Origin of the sequence: Anaerobacterium chartisolvens (assembly GCF_003337415.1) — a bacterium.
GTDB lineage: Bacteria > Bacillota > Clostridia > Acetivibrionales > DSM-27016 > Anaerobacterium > Anaerobacterium chartisolvens.
In genome coordinates, this window is sequence record NZ_QPJT01000028.1 from 31,161 (window position 1) to 49,428 (window position 18,268).

The following is an 18,268-nucleotide window of genomic DNA, read 5'->3' on the forward strand; positions in this document are numbered from 1 at the left end:
CAGATTTACATGAGGGAAAAATTATTTTTTAAAGCTTAACTTTTATGATTTTGCGTTATGATTTTATCATAAAAACAAAAGCCCGCTAACCCTTTAGTTTCAAAGGCCAGAGGCTTGTTTTATCTCTTTTCTGTGCCAAACGGAGGACATTAAGAAGCGTTTGATTTATCTCTCATCCTGTTATCCGTGGCCATGCGAAGCAGCTTGTAAGCAGTTGCCGCAACCGGCACACCAAACAGCATTCCCACTATGCCATAAAACCCGCCGCCTATGACAACGGCGGCAAATACCCATACACCGGGAAGTCCGATGGATGTTCCCACCACCTTGGGGTAGATAAGATTCCCCTCTAATTGCTGAAGCACACTGATGAACACAATAAACAGGAGAGCTTTTACAGGGTCTATCGGTAAAATCAACAGCACTCCGACTGCCGCACCAAGATATGCCCCTAAAATCGGGATCAGCGATGTCACTCCCACAAAAACACCCACCGATGTGGCATATGGAAGCCCAAAAATCCACATACCAAGTATGCACAGGGTACCCAGCACTAAAGCCTCAGTGAACTGTCCCACAATAAAGCTTGAAAAGCTTTCATTGGCAACAGACAGCATGGTATTGAGCTTCATGGAGATCTCTTTCTTTATAAATGCCGATTGAAGCCTGTTTGCCTGCTTAAGCAGCTTTTCCTTCCCCAAAAGCAAATATACCGAAAAAGCTAATGTAATAAGCAGGTTAAAGATGCCGGAGGTCAGCATTGTAATCAAGCTTAAGGACGAACCGACAATACCATTGATGCCCTTCGTAGCGTATACCATGGTGCTGCTTAAAATACTGTCCCAATTGAAATTGCTTTTATTCAGCCAGTCCGCAACTGTCGGCCACTGATCCTCGCGTGAATCCACCCATTGCTTTATCTGTTCAAAATAGTCTGGGAGTGTTGCGGCCAGAGTTCTGAGAGTATCAATCACCTTTGGTAGCACAAGGTCTATCACTGCCGCAATTGCCAGAATAATCAGTATAAAGGATAAAAGCAGGCATATCGGCTTGCGAATTTTATTAATCCACTTCTTTTTTGTATTCGGGAAAAAGTGTTTTTCAAGAAATTTCATTGGAATGTTAATGATATATGCAATGATGAAGCCCAGAAAAAGCGGGGATACGATACCCCACAGGCTCCTTAATGCCTGCATGGCCTGACCGAAATAAACAATTAAAAGAATCAGTGCCGTTACCAGCAGTACTCCTTTTATAACTCGTTTTTCCCACAGCTTATTTTCCATAATAAGTCCTCCTAATCTTATTTATTATTATTCAAAAGCTAAAGTAAAAAATGCAAAAAAACACAGACCGATATAAAAAGCTCGGCTTGTGTTCGTCTACATAACTGTCTTATCTATTTTGCATCGTCGAGGAGGCGCACTGCTGTCTTCGTTATCTTCCATAATTATCGAAAAACCTCCTTCATAAATTGTAAGATACTATATCATATGATAGTCATAATGTCAAATTCAGCAAAGGGCAGCCAGCTCGAACCAGACGGGGACACTCCTCAAAAAAGCGAGTAATTTCCAAGGGAAACACACCGACCAAGGATAATCTATTGATATGTGGAAATATATGAAATATAATTTAAACAGGCTTTGGCTGAGGCATTAAAAATAAAGGAGATTGATGTTAATGAATAAACTTAAACGTTTTATAATTATGTTCAGAAAATACAGATATTTAATTTTATTTTTTATAGTAATTATTCTAATTGGCAGTGTTGCATATCAGACTTATAAATCAAATAAAGTTACCGACAAAGAATTATACTTTCTTAATACATTAGTATCTTTATGTGGATACAAAAATGATGTAATAAATGTACCGTATCCATTTTTGATTCACGATGGCTATAATTTAAAAAATGATATATCTGCTGTTCAAATAATTGAAGAAGGCGGCCTTTCTCTTACTAATTGGCAGTTAAATGATGGAACCACTTATAAAAAATATGAATTGAGTAATATAGGCTTAGACATAAAGATCGGAAATGAGGGCATAGCAAGACTAAAAGGAATAAGGGTAATATTTAAAAATGGAAATAAAAAAGAATACTATTTTCAAGATAACACCATATTAGGGCTAAACAATGATATAGAGGTTTTAAAAGTTGCTAATCAGGAAACTTATTTATCGCCAGATTCGCACACGACTTTTGATTTTAAGAATTCTTCCAATGATACAATTACATTAAACAAAATTAGCTTTGTGGAAGAAAATAATATTGGAGTCAGCAATTTGTTGCAAATTAAAACTTCAGGAGGAAGCTTTGATAAAATAGAGGGATTAGTAGTAAAACCAGAAGAAGTACTTGATGTTAAAATGGAAACTACGGTTGCAGACAGATATGATTTATATTTAGTCAGGCCTTTTGTGGAATTTTCTGTTAATGGAAAAATTCATATTAATACGATTACAAATGGTACGCTGCATGGCCTTCCGATTTCTGATAGCAAGATGGAAGAGATCTATAATCGGCTAATAATAAATAAGTAAACTTATTTTATAAAAGCAGAACACATGTAACAAATAAAGTTGACAAAGCCCATCAGGCAGCCATACAAAAAACCTATAAATCGGGGCTTTAACATATTATCTGCCTTGAACCCGCCACATTTTTTCTCCCATGGGTCTACTGGCTTAAAAGATGAATTTGCCTTTTCTTAAAAGCTAATTACTCCTTTACATGACTTAGGCATACATACAAGGGCTGCAGTAATTTTTTCGTTCATGCTGCAGTCCTTGCCCCACTTTTATCATGTTCCAGCTTCTAGTCAAAAACATCTACACCGTGAATGGGAACTATTCCCAGTACTTCTTCTCTCGCTTTTCTCACGATTTCACGATCCGCAGTAATAATCCCTTGATAAATTCGATCATGCGTATCATCCAAGATACCTGCTTCTATTCCTGCATCTCTCATGCGATGTGCTCGAGTGCTGAGCAGTTTAGTAATATGCCGGCGAATAAGCTGGTGTACTATATAATAAATATCATTATACAATTTATTATGGCTCATTTTTACTACATGATAATGAAATGCAAAATCTGCATCTACCAATCTCTCAAGGCGTTCCTCATTATCTATATCCTTATTATACTCTTTAAAAATATCATGGTACTGCTCAAGTGCCACTTTCAGTTCGTCTTTTTCTTCCTGTGATGCGTATAGTATCGCAAGATTCATACATTCGCCTTCCAGAAGATTTCTAAGCTGCTGTACCTCATTATATTTGGTATCGTCATCATAAAAAACAGCAATCTCACTTAAAAATGGTCGCAGAGAAAAAGGTCGAACAAAAGAGCCTTCCCCCACACGTGTTTCAATAATACCCAGTGTGCTAAGCTTTTGCAAGGCCATTCGCACACTCAGGCGATTAACCCCGAATATTTCTGAAAACTCCGCTTCCGTGGGCAGCTTGTCTCCTGGATTCCATACACCGTCAGCTATATCCTTCTTGACAAGTGAACATATTTGATCAACAACTGAGACCCTGCTTATTTTCGGTTTTCCTACCAACCGCTTAATTTTTTTATCTTCCATTTTGCATTTACCACCTAGCACAATATAATTGCAGACAAACATTGAATTCATCTACTGTAGTTACCAAATCTTATCACTTCTCTCAGCGAAAAGTTTACTCAGAGTTCAGAGTATTAATCTATAAGATTACATTTATTCTCACGATTTAAGTTTCTGTATATCAATAAATATCCTTGCTTGTTTGCTCAATATCTTATTAAGCCCTGTGGTAAAGTCTCTCATACATAATAGTACTGAAAAATATCTATTTACCTACAGAAAAATAACGTATATCCTTTTTTATTATACGAAACCAAGTATTATTTGTCACCCCCCTTAATTCTGTCTACTTCATCAGTATTGTTATATTTTGTATTAACAGAAATTTTAGTTATAACAAAACAGTTCAGCAAAGCTCAATGCCGCGCTGAACCGTTATGTTTATCTCGACCTTGCGAAAGCTCCCCAATACCTGAGCTAGTTGGTATTAATAAAAACTTAGTGATAATCAAATGGCATGAGTTATGCTGTTGTGCAGCAATATAGCAGCATTTATGTGTCACTTACGTAATATCTCTACTTAATGGTCGTTTTTTCAATATATTGCTCAAAGCAGAGGTCAGAAAGCTCATTTCCGATTCCTGGCGTCTCAGGTACATCGAAATAACCATTCACCGGCTGCAAGTCATATTTCCCAAAATTCTTATTATACTGGTGCAGATTGAACACATGGTGCTCATGGATGCAAAAGTTTGGGATAACTGCTTCCAGATGCAATGCCACGGCAGTAGAAATTGGGCTTGCACAAACATGTGCCTGAACCGCTACATCATAAACATGCGCCATATCACAAATCTTTTTAGCCTCAGTCACGCCGCCGCAGTTCCCGATGTCGGGCTGAATGAGCTGAACCGACTGGTTTTCAAAATAGGGCGCAAACTCCCAGCGGGAATATATGCGTTCACCGTGAGCAATAGGCATCTGCAGCTTATCACAAATGAATTTAGTGGTTTTAGGGGTAGGAGTATTTGGCTCTTCAAAAAAGAAAATTTTATACTTCTGCGCCATCAACCCGAGCTGAACGGCAGAGTTGGTATCAAGAAAAGAGTGATTTTCCATGATAATATCTACATTTGGGCCAATTGCCTCTCGCACAGCAGAAAGGCGCTCTTCAATCAGGTTAACATAATAGGGCTTTAATAGTGTTACCGACTCCAAATCATTCTGGAACCGTTCTCCCTCCTTGTTAAACATAAAGAAATCAATTTTGATGGAATCGTATCCTTCCGAAACAGCTTTTTTAGCATTAGCCACATAATCCTCGGTTTTTGCAGCTATTTCATAGTGATCGCTCCAGCCGAACTGCAATTGGCTGGCGTAAGTACGAAGTTTATCTCGTTTTTTACCGCCAAGCAGCTTATATAGCGGAACTCCAAAATATTTGGCTTTGATATCCCAAAGTGCAATATCCAAAGCACTGATGCCAGAGAAAACTATTGCCCCCCCGTTTTGACCCCAGAATGTATTTCGGTACATAATGTCCCAGATAACCTCATTATCCAGCGGATCCATACCTATAATCATTTTGCCCAAGTCTTTAATCATTCCGTAAGCCGCAGGCGCGCCCACAGCATACGCGATGGCGGCCTCACCATCCCCATAGATACCCTCATCGGTATAGATACGGCAGACAATAGGACGCCATGATGGATTACCCTCCCCTTCCAACAACATAACATCAATTTTTGTAATTTTCATAATAAATTCTTCCCTTCTAATTTTATAAAGATGTAATAACGTTAACGATTAATTTTTATGCACAAATAAAACATTGCATCGTTTAATCGTTATCGAGTTGTTCGCTAACTAAATTATAACTTAACTCTAATATCTTGTCAATTAACTATTATTATTATAATTATTTATTGTCAGTAAACGTATAGTTTTTTACGACATCTGCAGAAGATACCACTGTGTCTTTTGTGTAAAAGCCTAGTAATTCAAGTCTTAAATTTTACGTGCAAAACCTGCACTATCAGTCAGTATAATTATCTCGTGTTATCATCAGGTGAAAATTTCAGGCCTGGAAAACGAATGGTTACCTTTGTTCCTATGCCTAACTTACTTTCTATTTGAACTCCATACTTCTCTCCATAATATATTTTTAGTCGTCTGTCCACATTATTTACACCCACATGCGTATGCTCATCTTCAAGAGTAGCAAAATTATTTTCAAGAATTTCTTTCATACGATCCGGATGAATTCCGGCACCATCGTCACTGACTGTGAACTCAACTATGTCGCTTATTAAGCTTCCACGAATCTCAATATGTCCGCCGCTGGCTTTATTTAAAATACCATGCACTATTGAATTTTCTATTATTGGTTGAAGTATAAGCTTGGGAATATAGAGTTCATAGAGCTCTTCATCAATATCCATAGAAACTGATAATTTATCATCATACCGATACTTCTGTATACTGATGTAATTGCTTACCGACTTAAGCTCATCACAAATTTTAATAAAATCGGAACCTCCTATCGTTAGTCGCATAAGCTCTCCCATTGCCTTAGCCACTACCCCTATTTCTGTCACGCCATTTATTCTTGCCATCCAGTTGATTGTTTCCAGTGTATTATAAAAAAAATGAGGGTTAATCTGCATACGCAGAGACTTAAGCTCTGCCTGCTGCTTTAAAAGCGTTTCATCATATACTCTCCGGATAAGCTCATTGATATTTTGAACCATTTTATTAAAATCCCTACTGAGCTGCCCTATTTCATCCTGTGATTCGACACTGCAGTTTACAGACATGTCTCCTTCCCCAAACTGCTTCATGGCCACTTTAAGCTTTTTTATAGGTCTTGATATCCTATTGGTTATAAAAATAGCTGCAAAAATCGCTATAATGACTACGCAAAGACCTATGATTATAATAGCAAACCTCACTAGCAACAGTGTCTGGCTGTATTTAATAGCCGGAATTATGGAAACAATATACCAGGATTGCTCCTCCAAATACAGATAAGCCACATAGCTTTCCTCATTGTTAATCTTACGGGAAAAAAAACCTCTATTATTACCATTGAATATTTCTTTGGTGTATTCCTGTTTTATCTTCGTATTCAACAAAGATTTATCGTTATGGGAAATTATTATCCCATCTCGGTTCATTATGAACATTTCCCCTGAATTTAAAAACTCCATTTGAGAAAAAATATTGTTGATATAGCTTTCCTTGACATAGAAGTTGATATAACCCAAAGGCTTCTGGGTTCTCAGGCTGTTTACTGCCGCAGATATTGCAAAGGTCCTCGTTTCAGGATCGGTAGCCACCCAGAGTTTGCTGCCCTTAGCTTCGTATATTTCCTTTTTGCCTGTTCGGTTCAGGAAGTGCTCCTCCAAGGTTTTATTTATCTCAAATACCTTACCAGAATCAGAAATCAGCTCCACTGCCTCAATCTCATCATTGTAGAGAACAGAGTGATAAATGGTATTCTGGATGTTTTCTCTGGTTTGAATCTCTTTCAGGCCTTCTTCATTGTCTTTAGCATGAGTAATGGAGGTCTGTAGTACTGAATTTATCTGAAGATAGAACACAATATCAGATATGTTCTTAAGACTCATTTCAATATTCTTTCCTGTCTGCAGAAGAATATCTTCTACATAATTGCGGGTTTCTCTTTCAACAACATCCCCCGCAACCTGAAAAGATCCGTATCCTACAAGAAATACAGACAGCACAACCAGGGTCGTCATGCTAATAACAAACTTACCGCTAATGCTCTTCCTAAATATTCTATTAATATAATAATTCAATTTTCTCATAGCCTAACATTCAATCCATTTTTTTAATTTATCAAAAACATCCTGCTTAATATCCTCATTATTTAAATTTCTGAATTCTCTAGGAGTGAGGTTAAATATTTTTTTAAACACCTGGCTGAAATACCTTTGGTCGTTTATCCCCACAGACTCCGATATCTGCGCCATGCTGAAGCCGGTGTTCCTCAGGAGCTCCGCCGCCTTTATCATACGCATGGCAGTAATGATTTCAAGGAAAGTATAGCCAGTACTCCTTTTTAGAATTCGGCTTATATAAATAGAATTCAAATGTATCTCTTCAGACAGGGTTATAAGTGAAATATCATTCATGTAGTTGCTTTCTATATATTTAACTATTTTTTCCACCACCCCCTCAGAGTTCTGTAAATTCGAGACTTCTTCACAGCTCCTCATTTCCTGTTTTCCAGCTATCTTGTGTACTTTCAGCTCCGTCTTCATCATATGCAGCGATGCTCTCTCGCTGCGTTCCTTAAGTATTCGCGCCATAGCTCTTTTAACACAATCGAAGATCTCTTCAGGTGATGTAGGTTTTAGTATATAATCAAATACCCCTATGGACAGTGCTGCTTTTGCATACTGGAAATCACTATAGCCGCTCAGGAAGATCACCATGCAATCAGAGTTTTCTCCAAGGAGCTCACGGGCCAGGCTAATGCCGTCCATAGTCGGCATACTGATGTCGGACAGCACAATATCGGGTTTTACCTGTCTGGCTATTTCCAGCGCTTCATTTCCATTCTGAACAGCTCCGCACAGCGTTATCTCTATTGACTTCCAGTCCAATGACAAAAGCCCTTTTCTTATCATAAGATCGTCATCAACGATTAAAAGCTTCATCAACACACTTCCCCTATTTATTTTGTGATTGTAGTCAGGAAATATATCTTCTAACGCAATAGATTAAGAATAACTTTATATAACAATTATACCTCCTTTCTGATTAGTACTGCAAGGGCATCACACGGATACTTAATTAACAATATATTACACCACAACTACTTTGGAAGATTTTAAAGCACACAGTTGCAGTATAAAAGCTGACCTGAAAAAAAGCTTTGTCACTTCATGGGCTTATCAATAAAAAATTACCTAAAACCAAGTGTTTTCAATGATTTTAGGTGATTTTAAGTGATTTTATAATTTTTGTATATTAGTTTATTTGAAATTATCTTGTTTTATACCGTCACCGTGCCTTGCATCAGCCTTTAACAGCTCCTGCAGTCATACCGTCCATGATCTTATTATGAAGGAATATATAGGCAACAATGGTAGGTATGATAGTAAATATAACAGCAGCAATCATTCCTGAGTAATCTGTGCTATAAAGGTCACTGAATGCAGTAAGACCTACAGGAAGAGGCATCATATTTATATCGGACAAAAATATCTGTGGAAACAAAAGGTCATTCCAGATATTAATAAAATTTATTACCGTAACGGTTACGATAGAAGAAATACTGATTGGAATTATAATCCTGAAGAAAACTCCAATAATACTGCATCCATCAATAATGGCAGCCTCCTCCATTTCCTTTAGTATGCTAGAGAAAAACCCCGACAGAATAAAGATTGATATGGGAAGCGCAAAAGCAATGTGAGGTATGATGATAGCCGGATATTTATTAATAATACCCATTTTATTAAACATATTAAACAGGGGTACGATAGCCGAATAGGAAGGAATACTCATACCTATAAGGAACAAAAAGTACAATAAACGGGACATCCTCCACTTCATCCTGACAATACCATATGAAGCCATGCAGCTAAGCAGTACAGCTACAAACACAGATACCACTGTGATAAAAACGGAATTGAGAAAATTAATTCCAACATTTCCTACTACAATGGCTCTTTCATAGTTTACAAAGGAAATGACTTTCGGCAACCCCCATGGGTTGGTGAAAATTTCACTATTATCCTTAAAAGAATTTAAAAGCAGCCAGATGATAGGATATATGCATAGTATGGAAAATATAATAAGTATTATAAATGTAAGCTTTGTACCTATTGAGGTTTTGTTTTTTTTCACGTTCTTCTCCTTTACCAAAGAGTATTAATATTCGTAATCCTCGGTCTTTGCGAAATAATTCACTCCCCAAATAACTAAAAGGCATAGAACTAGAAGGATTATTCCTATGGCGCTAGCATAGCCGAATTTCATCGTTCTGAATCCCTGATAAAACATATAAGTAGACATAACTTCGCTGGCATGGTTAGGACCGCCCTTGGTCATAACAGCAACCAAATCGTAATACTTTATTGAACCGGTAATAATTAGAATGGCATCAATCTTAAGTATATGTCTGATAAGGGGAAAGGTTATGCCCCTGAACTGCTGCCAGTTGGTGGCTCCTTCTAAGGAGGCGCTCTCATAAAGGCTTTCTGGGATAGACTTCATTGCAGCCAGCTGAATAACCATATGGTAACCGACAAACCGCCACATAATTACAAATATCAATGCATACATTACGGTTTTTTCATCATTCAGCCATGCCATTTTTAGATTGCCAAGATTAATAATGTCAAGAATTTTATTCACTATGCCGAATTCGGAGTTATATACAAAGTTAAACATCATACCTACAGCAACACCGCATATGACTGTAGGAAGAAAAAACACGTACTGAAAAAACTTGCTGCCCTTTATTTTTTGGAAAAGAGCATTTGCAAAAAAGAGAGCAAGCGGCAAATGTGCCAGCAGCGAACCAATCATCAAAAAGATGTTGTTTTTAAAGGCCATTACAAAAAACTGATCATTATACAAATTGATATAGTTTGTTATCCCAATGAAGGCTGAATTTCCCATGAGGTTTGTTCTGAAAAAGCTGAGATACACGTTGTAGCCAATTGGAAAAAGCACAAATATCAGATAAAAAACAAATGCCGGTAGAACAAATATAGCAATATATTTTTTGTTGCCCAAAACTTTATTCATTGCTTCACTCCTTGATTTTTTGCGAGACTGCCGCTATACACCATATGTATTGGAAATTCAATCCAAAGTATATAGCCGACGCGGCAGTACCGCATTTATACTAATTTGTTATCTATTCTCATTGTCTTCGGCAAATTTCTGCAGCTTCTTCATCTGCTCCGCAGGGTTTTTCCCTCCTGCAATGGCTACTGATGCATTATTGAATTCAGTACCCTCTCCTGCCCCAAAAATTCTGTCAAACCAAGGAGTGAGAACCTTTATATCGCTTGTAGCATTAATGAACTTAATCGCCAAAGGATCCATTTTTGTCTCATCCAGATTCTGCTTTGTAACAATAAACTGCTTAGCGGTGTATGCAATGTTCTCTTGCATATCTTTGTCAGAAAAAGTTTTCATAAGTGCGGCAGCGGCCGGGATATCCTTTGCCTTCATGCTTATTGCAAAGGTATTGCCTATCGAGCCTACATTGATTGCACCGTTTTCAGGCTTTACAGGAGGAAGCATGAAGAAATCCAGATTCTTTCCGACAGGAGAATCTTGTGCCGTCAAAGCTTCAAAATCTGATGATATAGTATAGAACATAGCTGCTTTTTCATTTTTAAATTGATCGCGGCCCTCATCCTGGGACATTCCCAGAAAGCCCTTTTGGAAGGCATCTTTTTTTACAAGTTCAGAGAATATAGTAGCGGCCTCAATAAACCGTGGATCGTCCCATTTTGCAGTGCCGTTACAGATTTCATTGTACAGGGCATCCCCTCCAACACCATTTGCCAACTGCTGCATTAATTCTCCGGCTAACCAAGCCCTCTGCGATGGAAGACTGACAGGAATAATGTTTTTCTTTTTAAAGGCATCAACATGCTCAAGGAACTCATCATAAGTTTTTGGAGCACCGGCTATTCCCGCCTCATTGAATAGCTTTTTATTATAAAACATAACACTAAGCTGCTTTGTCAAAGGAATCCCATAGATTTTACCGTCAAAACTCAACGGTTTAAATACACCGTCCTGAAACCTATTCTTCCATTCAGCGTCCTTTTCTAGTTCATCGCCTATGGGGTATACCTTGCCGCCCTCCACAAAGGGCTTCATGAAGCCAGCCTCATAGGTGTAGAAGATATCTGGCTGAGAATTAGATGCCATTAGGGTTGTGAGCTTTGTTTTATACTGCTCAACCTCATACTTCTCCATCTGAATTTCTACATTAAATTTGTTATCAGGGTCATAGGTTTTAATCTTATTATCGATCATCTCCAGAATTGCTTTACTTCTCGGGTCGGAAACTGCAGCCAAGACCATCTTCTTTTTTTCAGCCGAAGCTGACTGACCGGACGGATTATTTTGTTCATTTTGCTTACCACATCCCACAAGCAGCAAGCTTGCAGCTAAAACTACAGCAACAGGTACAGTAAAAATTCTCTTCATTTAAAATAACCTCCTTTTATTTTGCGAAACTTGACTAGCTTGTGTACATTATAAATTTAAAATACAGCAATATATACAACAATATTAAACCAAAATGTTTAAAAAACAAACTTCTCTATCAAAAAAGGGGGTTACGTTGAAAAAGTTGGTTATTTAAACATTTTAGTCCGGTTTATATGTATTAATTATATTTTATGTAAAGGTAAAATAATAATTATATATTTATAAGTTCTCGGAATTAGAAAAATCTAATTCCAATACGGATTGAATTTTGAATATCAGCAGTTTCATAAGTAAGAAAAAGCTTTTTGCATAGCAAATAGACATTGCGCCAGCTATGTTTTAAAAGGGATGGAATGCTTTGAAAAACAAGGCTTATAAATTCCGAAAATATATTTATTTTTAAAGGAGGATTATGTATATGAAATTCGGTGTTGATTACTATCCTGAGCATTGGCCTGAAGAAAGGTGGACTATTGACGCAAAGCTTATGAGGGAAGCTGGAATAGAAGTTGTTCGGCTGGCAGAGTTTTCTTGGGCAAAAATGGAGCCTCAAGAAGGTACCTACGACTTTAAATGGCTCGACAAAGCTATCACTGTTCTAAGCAAGGAAAAAATCAAGACAGTTTTAGGTACTCCCACACCTACCCCACCCATCTGGATCATTGAAAAGAATCCTGAGATTTTACCTGTAAACCAGGAAGGAGTAAGGCTGAGCTTTGGAGGACGGCATCACAACTGTCAATCCAACCATGTATATAGAAATCATATTAAACGGTTTGTTACCTGCATGGCAAAACATTTCAGCAATAATCCTGATGTTGTGGGCTGGCAAATTGACAATGAGTTTGGAAACAGCCATCAGCAGCTATGCATGTGTGACTCTTGCCGTACTGCCTTTCATCAATGGCTTCAAAACAAATACGAAACAATAGATAATTTAAATAATGCATGGGGAAGTATTTTTTGGAGCCAGAGCTACTCAAATTTTGCTCAGATTCCGGTACCCCTGCGAACCCCAAATTCCCATAATCCTTCTCTTCTTCTTGATTGGAAGAGATTTGCATCTGACCTCATTGTAGATTTTCAGAAGTATCAGTTAGACATAATACGTAAAGAGTGTCCCAATCACTTTATTACTCATAACTTTATGGGCTTTTATGATAAGACAAACTATTTTGATCTGGCAAAAGACCTGGATTTTATTTCACATGACCAATATCCCATGTATTTTAGAAAGGGCATAGAAATTCTTTCTCATCCCTATAGCCTAGCCGCCACTCTTGATTTAATGAGAGGAATGAAGCAAAAACCATTTTGGATAATGGAGCAGCAGGCAGGCCCCTCCGGCTGGGAAACACTGAGTCCTACTCCCAGACCGGGCCAACTGGCACTCTGGACATATCAGTCCGTTGCCCACGGAGCGGATACAATCGTGTATTTCCGCTGGAGATCATGCCTGTTTGGTACAGAGGAATACTGGCATGGCATTCTTCCCCATCATGGACAACCAGAAAGGCGTTATGAGGAAATCAAACAAACTATTCAGGAATTAGGCCCTGCTATGGATAATTTTAAAGGGGGAATGCCTGATTCTGATGTGGGAATATTGTTCAGCTATGATCAGGATTGGGCGTTTCAAATTCAGCCCCATCATTTTGAGCTCAATTATATAGACCACTTATTAAAATATTACAAAGCATTCTATGAGGCAAATATACCCGTTGACATGTTATCCGATGAGCAAGATTTTATGAAGTATAAGCTTTTGGTCGTCCCCCTTCTAATGCTTACCAAGGCTGATCTCACTTCAAAGCTCGAAAAATATGTGGCTGAAGGCGGGCATTTAATACTGACTATGCGTTCAGGAGTTAAAAACTGGAACAACACAGTGATACCAAAGATACTTCCCGGCGATTTATCTCCTATAGTGGGGATAAAAATTCCGGAATATGATTGTCTGAATGATGTTTCCCAAAGTATACGCTGGTCCTCCCCCGGACTTTTTGATAAAGTGGAGCAAGTAAGTAAATGGGCTGATATTATAACTCTTGAAGGGGCAGAAGCACTGGCCTTTTATGCTGAAGATTATTACAAGGACACACCGGCAATTACCCAAAACACTTATAAGCAAGGAATTGCATATTATGTGGGGACAGAGCTGGGAACCGATATCATGAAGGAATTTGTATACTATGCTGTCAGCAGGTTAAATATACGACCGATACTTGAGGCTCCTCAAGGAGTTGAAGTATCGCGCAGAAATGTAAAACATGGAAAATACATCTTTGTTCTAAACCATAACCCTAAGCCTGAAGTTTTTGATATACCTTCGGACTGGCAACCGATAATAGGTCAAAAGCTTATGACAGGCAGTAAAATTAATATGCCTCCTTATGGCACTGCAATATTCAAAACTGAATAAATAAAATTTGAAATATGATGGGGACATTTCTCAAAAAGATGTGCTGCTTTGTTGAGAAATGTCCCCCGTTTTTTCCGTTTTTCAAAAATGTTTTGATTTGTTTAACGGCTTCATTAATAATAAAGCTATTACCGATATAAAGCCGCCCAATGCCCCCAATATAAACCACCCCGCGACATTCCTGTTTTTTTGACTAGCCAAAATTGCGCATACTATCGCGCAAAGCACCCAGATTAATATAAATTCCATATGTATTTCCCCCTCAAGCGACAATAGCAGGAAGCGATATGAACTGCTTAAAATCAGTCTAGCATACCAATAAAATCTTTACTAGAATGATAAATATCACCATTACGCATTACATTTGTAACTGGTTTAAAAAACGGGGACATTCCTCAACAAATCAGTAATTCCCTAACGGAAATTTGTTGGCTTGTTGAGAAATGTCCCCGTCTCAAAATTTCTCCTAAACGGAATAAGGCAATTCCGGTATAATACCCAGCAGGTATTGCTTAAAAACAGCGAAATCACGGGAATCAATCACACCGTCACTGTTCAGATCCCCTGCCTTTAGATCATCCTCCACTGGGAAATCCTCAATAGACCCGAGAAGGTACATCTTCATCAAGGCATAATCCGTTGCGTTGACGCTGCCGTCTCCGTTAAGATCTCCCGTAAGGACAGGAGTTATATCCTCTTTGGTAAATTTGAACCAGTTGAGATTAAACAAGTATCCGCTTCCTCCCGTATATTTCAGATATAGGTCATGCTCCCCGCTTGCCCCGCCGATATCGCACTTTACATCAGTCCAAGCCTGCCAGCCGCCGGTTGCGGCGACCGCACAGTTCCCCACTGCGGGGCCTGTAACACCGTCAAGCCTGATCTCTATATTTCCTCCGCTGGCCGCACTCGCCACTCTTGCCTCAAAGCCTATGGCTCCTGTGCCGAAATCAATCTTTTTGTAAACAGTATAATCTCCGTTTTCGATATATCCTATGTTCTCCCCTCCCTCGCTACAGGTTTCAGTCTGGACCCCCGACTGGCTGTTGAAGCTTTCAGCTTCGATTTGTGTAAAGGCCGAGCGCGGGTCCTGAGTGGGAGTTCCCATTCCAGAAGGTGTCTCCGGCCTTTCGTTCCATACTGAGCTTTCTCCGTTTGCATTGACTGCCGTTACCGCAAAGTAGTATTCGGTTCCTCCGGAAAGTCCCGTAACGGTGTAAGGGCTGGAGGTAACCCCGTTGATGGTATCGGTATAAACGCCTGGCTCGGTTCCGTATTTGATATTGTATGAGGTTGCACCGTTGGAGGATCTGAACCAAAGCTTTACGCTCCCGTCACCGGGCTGATGGGCATAAAGCAATGGCGCGCATACCCTGTTCTCCGTCGTGAATGACCATATCCCGCTGGAGGATGGCGTAGAGTATGCCAGATCCTTTGTATATGCCGTTACTCTCCAGTAGTATTTGGTATTAGGATTCAAAAGGTTGGGCTCAACGGTATATTTATTGTAAATCATCCTGTCCCTCACAATGACGGGGTTGGACATATCGGCCCTTGCAGATACCTCCAGCTTGTAGAAGAACGCGTTCTTTGAAGGTGTCCATGAGAGCACCGCCCTGCTATCCACTCCCTCTGCACCGTTTGCGGGAGCTGAGAGTCCAAAGCCTGTGGGAGCATTTCCCTGAGCCTTTGTGGTAAAGCACTGTATCGGCCCGTTTATCGGCCTTTCGCCGCTTGTGTTTACGGCGTATACCCTCCAGTAGTAGGTGGTATTATATGCCAGTGGAGTTGTTGGAGTATAAGTCGATGCCGTATTGGGACCAAACTCATTTGTCCCCGTTATGGCAGTGATTCCGCTCTGATTGATTACAGGCGACGAAAGGTCGCTGTTTTTGGAAACCACCAGACGGTATGAGCTTGCGTTGTAGGCCCTTGACCACAAAAATCTCGGCGTAACCGATTCATTCGGCGCATTCAGGGACGGCAGATATGGGCCGAACTGTCCCGGCACGCCGGTATTTTCGCTGACTATAAAAGAATAAACCGCATCGTTGGAGACAGTTCTGCTTCCTTCCGAATTCACGGCAGTGACATTCCAGTAATATTTCAGGCCCTTGGTCAAAGGTGTCCCAATGGTATAGCTTGTTGCTGCAATGCCTGTCTGGCTGATGACAGGGTCCGACAAATCCTTGTTCACCGAAACCTTTACCGTATAGCTGGCAGCATCCCGGGCAGCCGACCACGTAAGCGTCGGTTTGCTTAAGGCAGCCTCACCGTCATCAGGAGTCATTGGATGGAAAAAGCTAGGAGCCGAAGCTGTTCTCTTCAGAATTACCATCCAAGAGTCATTGGCTGCCGCATTGTTTATGGAAAAGCTGATATTTGCCGTTGACGATGGAGTAATGCTGGATTGGTATTCCAAGCCGTTATTTTCACTTGAAGTGATTTTGTACAGGTCAATCCTTACGCTCTTTCCGGCGTAAGGCTGGTTGTTAAGGTTTACATTAATCGTTCCGGCAGTCGCGCTCTTGGCAATAATCACCTTGGCTTCATCGGCATCCTTGCTGGCACACGCCGTAAAATCATCGCCTGCGCTTGTTGTCACACCCACATATTGCCCCGAAAGCTGGGAGAACATATAGTACACCCACCATATGGGCGTTCTTACGGCTCCGTTTTGCTGGCTGTTTCTGACGGTCGTTGTCAGTATATCGCTCATGCCGTTCCAATTGCCCGATTTTATACAGCCCTTGATATTCTGCGTTATGCCCGACCGTATTACATTGGCCATGCTTCGTGTCCAGTCAATAGTTGACGTTGACCATGAGTTGTTTTCTTCCCATATGACATACTTGCCGTTGGTTTCAGGATATTTGTTCTGAAGGCTGACGATGGGGTCCTTCCACTTGTTTGTCTGGTTATACGAGGCATATGTGCTGCCCTGCCAGTACTCATGCCAGCAAGGACCTTCCAGATCCATCTGGTTGGCACTGCAAAACGGTATGTAGAAATCCGGTATTCCCGAATAGCCCACTGCACCCGGGCCCACTATTGGTATATAATCCGGGTATACCTCCCTCACCGCTTCCCAGCAAGCCTTAAAGGTCGGCTCAAGGCCTGTCCAGTACTCATTGGTAAGGTCTGCGAAGTCAGGCCTTGCCCCATTGTCCTTGAAATATTGCAGTACGTCCTTTATATACTGCTTAAACCACGGCAGATTTGTAGGAGCACCCCCGGCGGGAGCACCCTTAGGAGCTGTCCACGACGGGTTATGCCCTAAGAGGAAATACCATTTAAGGCCGTTGTCCTTGACTCTCTGATAAGCTTGCAGACATCTCTGGAGCTGGCTGCCCTCGTTGTTGAAGCAGGCGCCGTCCATATCTCCCACCCCCTGAAAGGTCTGAACAGGAATAGTCTCCCGGTTGAGAGCCGGTCCAAGCAGCTTCATCCTGCTGTCGGGAATATCGTAGTTGGGTGTAAGGATGTAACCGAACGTACTGTCGTCGACCGACCTCAAAACGTTATTGAAGTCAACCGTCACAGTGTCTGTCGCCGCTGCCTGAGCAAATCCTCCCGATTGGCAAATCATGCCGAATAACATCAGGATTGCGAGCTTGCGGTAAAATGTACATCTAACCTTTTTCATACTTTAACCTCCACAATCTTAATTTTTACTTAGGTATATATAATTATATAATATACAATAATCACCATACATTTCAATATAAACTATAAAAATCCAAAAAATAATACATAAAAATCCAAAAAATAATACATAAAAATCCAAAAAATAATACATAAAAATCCAAAAAATAATACAATTTTTTGGATTTGGGGACGCTCCTGTTTTTATCATGATTTCTTTTGCGTTTCTTTGAGGAACGTCAGACTGTGCTAATACCCCAAGAATTGGTTAACATAATTCGAGCGATATGTGTTACAATTGACTATACAAATTAGACTTTCGGATTATTGTATAGTTGATTGGAAAGAAGGTGGATTTGTGGGGTATATTGAAGGTATTAGCAGAAAGAGAAGAATCACTTTCCCTGAGTGTA

Annotated in this window: 12 protein-coding genes; 2 read left to right on the plus strand and 10 right to left on the minus strand. The window is 39.8% G+C overall.

Going from position 1 to position 18,268, the window contains the following annotated elements; genetic code table 11:
- Nucleotides 1–149 precede the first annotated feature (149 nt).
- Nucleotides 150–1,286, minus strand: a complete 1,137-nt coding sequence (locus DFR58_RS18245; protein WP_114299365.1) for an AI-2E family transporter — start codon at nt 1,284–1,286, stop codon at nt 150–152.
- A 397-nt stretch (nt 1,287–1,683) separates the two neighbouring features.
- Here DFR58_RS18245 and DFR58_RS18250 point away from each other — a divergent pair, with 397 nt between their 5' ends.
- Entirely contained in the window at nt 1,684–2,547 is an 864-nt protein-coding gene (locus DFR58_RS18250; protein ID WP_114299367.1) for a hypothetical protein, read from the plus strand.
- A 274-nt stretch (nt 2,548–2,821) separates the two neighbouring features.
- On the opposite strand, the gene DFR58_RS18255 is transcribed toward DFR58_RS18250, so the two are convergent.
- The 7 genes from DFR58_RS18255 to DFR58_RS18285 all read right to left on the minus strand — a co-directional run bounded on the left by DFR58_RS18255 (nt 2,822) and on the right by DFR58_RS18285 (nt 11,785).
- Entirely contained in the window at nt 2,822–3,595 is a 774-nt protein-coding gene (locus tag DFR58_RS18255; RefSeq protein ID WP_114299369.1) for a FadR/GntR family transcriptional regulator, read from the minus strand.
- Between the two features lie 555 nt (nt 3,596–4,150).
- Entirely contained in the window at nt 4,151–5,332 is a 1,182-nt protein-coding gene (locus DFR58_RS18260; protein WP_114299370.1) for a mandelate racemase/muconate lactonizing enzyme family protein, read from the minus strand.
- Nucleotides 5,333–5,622: 290 nt separating this feature from the next.
- The gene (locus DFR58_RS18265) at nt 5,623–7,335 is read right to left on the minus strand and encodes a cache domain-containing sensor histidine kinase (RefSeq protein WP_207659277.1); all 1,713 of its coding nucleotides are present in this window, start codon (nt 7,333–7,335) and stop codon (nt 5,623–5,625) included.
- 72 nt (nt 7,336–7,407) lie between these two features.
- Nucleotides 7,408–8,259 (minus strand): response regulator transcription factor, encoded by an 852-nt coding sequence (locus tag DFR58_RS18270; protein WP_114299379.1) that lies wholly within the window; start codon nt 8,257–8,259, stop codon nt 7,408–7,410.
- 361 nt (nt 8,260–8,620) lie between these two features.
- The gene (locus DFR58_RS18275; RefSeq protein WP_114299381.1) at nt 8,621–9,454 is read right to left on the minus strand and encodes a carbohydrate ABC transporter permease; all 834 of its coding nucleotides are present in this window, start codon (nt 9,452–9,454) and stop codon (nt 8,621–8,623) included.
- 24 nt (nt 9,455–9,478) lie between these two features.
- The gene (locus DFR58_RS18280; RefSeq protein WP_114299383.1) at nt 9,479–10,360 is read right to left on the minus strand and encodes a carbohydrate ABC transporter permease; all 882 of its coding nucleotides are present in this window, start codon (nt 10,358–10,360) and stop codon (nt 9,479–9,481) included.
- A gap of 108 nt (nt 10,361–10,468) precedes the next feature.
- Nucleotides 10,469–11,785 (minus strand): ABC transporter substrate-binding protein, encoded by a 1,317-nt coding sequence (locus DFR58_RS18285; RefSeq protein ID WP_114299385.1) that lies wholly within the window; start codon nt 11,783–11,785, stop codon nt 10,469–10,471.
- Between the two features lie 421 nt (nt 11,786–12,206).
- Here DFR58_RS18285 and DFR58_RS18290 point away from each other — a divergent pair, with 421 nt between their 5' ends.
- A complete protein-coding gene (locus DFR58_RS18290; RefSeq protein WP_114299387.1) occupies nt 12,207–14,210 on the plus strand; it encodes a beta-galactosidase in 2,004 nt (667 codons plus the stop codon).
- Nucleotides 14,211–14,291: 81 nt separating this feature from the next.
- On the opposite strand, the gene DFR58_RS21965 is transcribed toward DFR58_RS18290, so the two are convergent.
- Together DFR58_RS21965 and DFR58_RS18295 are read right to left on the minus strand one after the other, a co-directional pair.
- Nucleotides 14,292–14,459 (minus strand): hypothetical protein, encoded by a 168-nt coding sequence (locus tag DFR58_RS21965; protein ID WP_170138221.1) that lies wholly within the window; start codon nt 14,457–14,459, stop codon nt 14,292–14,294.
- A gap of 217 nt (nt 14,460–14,676) precedes the next feature.
- A complete protein-coding gene (locus tag DFR58_RS18295; RefSeq protein WP_114299389.1) occupies nt 14,677–17,856 on the minus strand; it encodes a carbohydrate-binding protein in 3,180 nt (1,059 codons plus the stop codon).
- Nucleotides 17,857–18,268 lie beyond the last annotated feature (412 nt).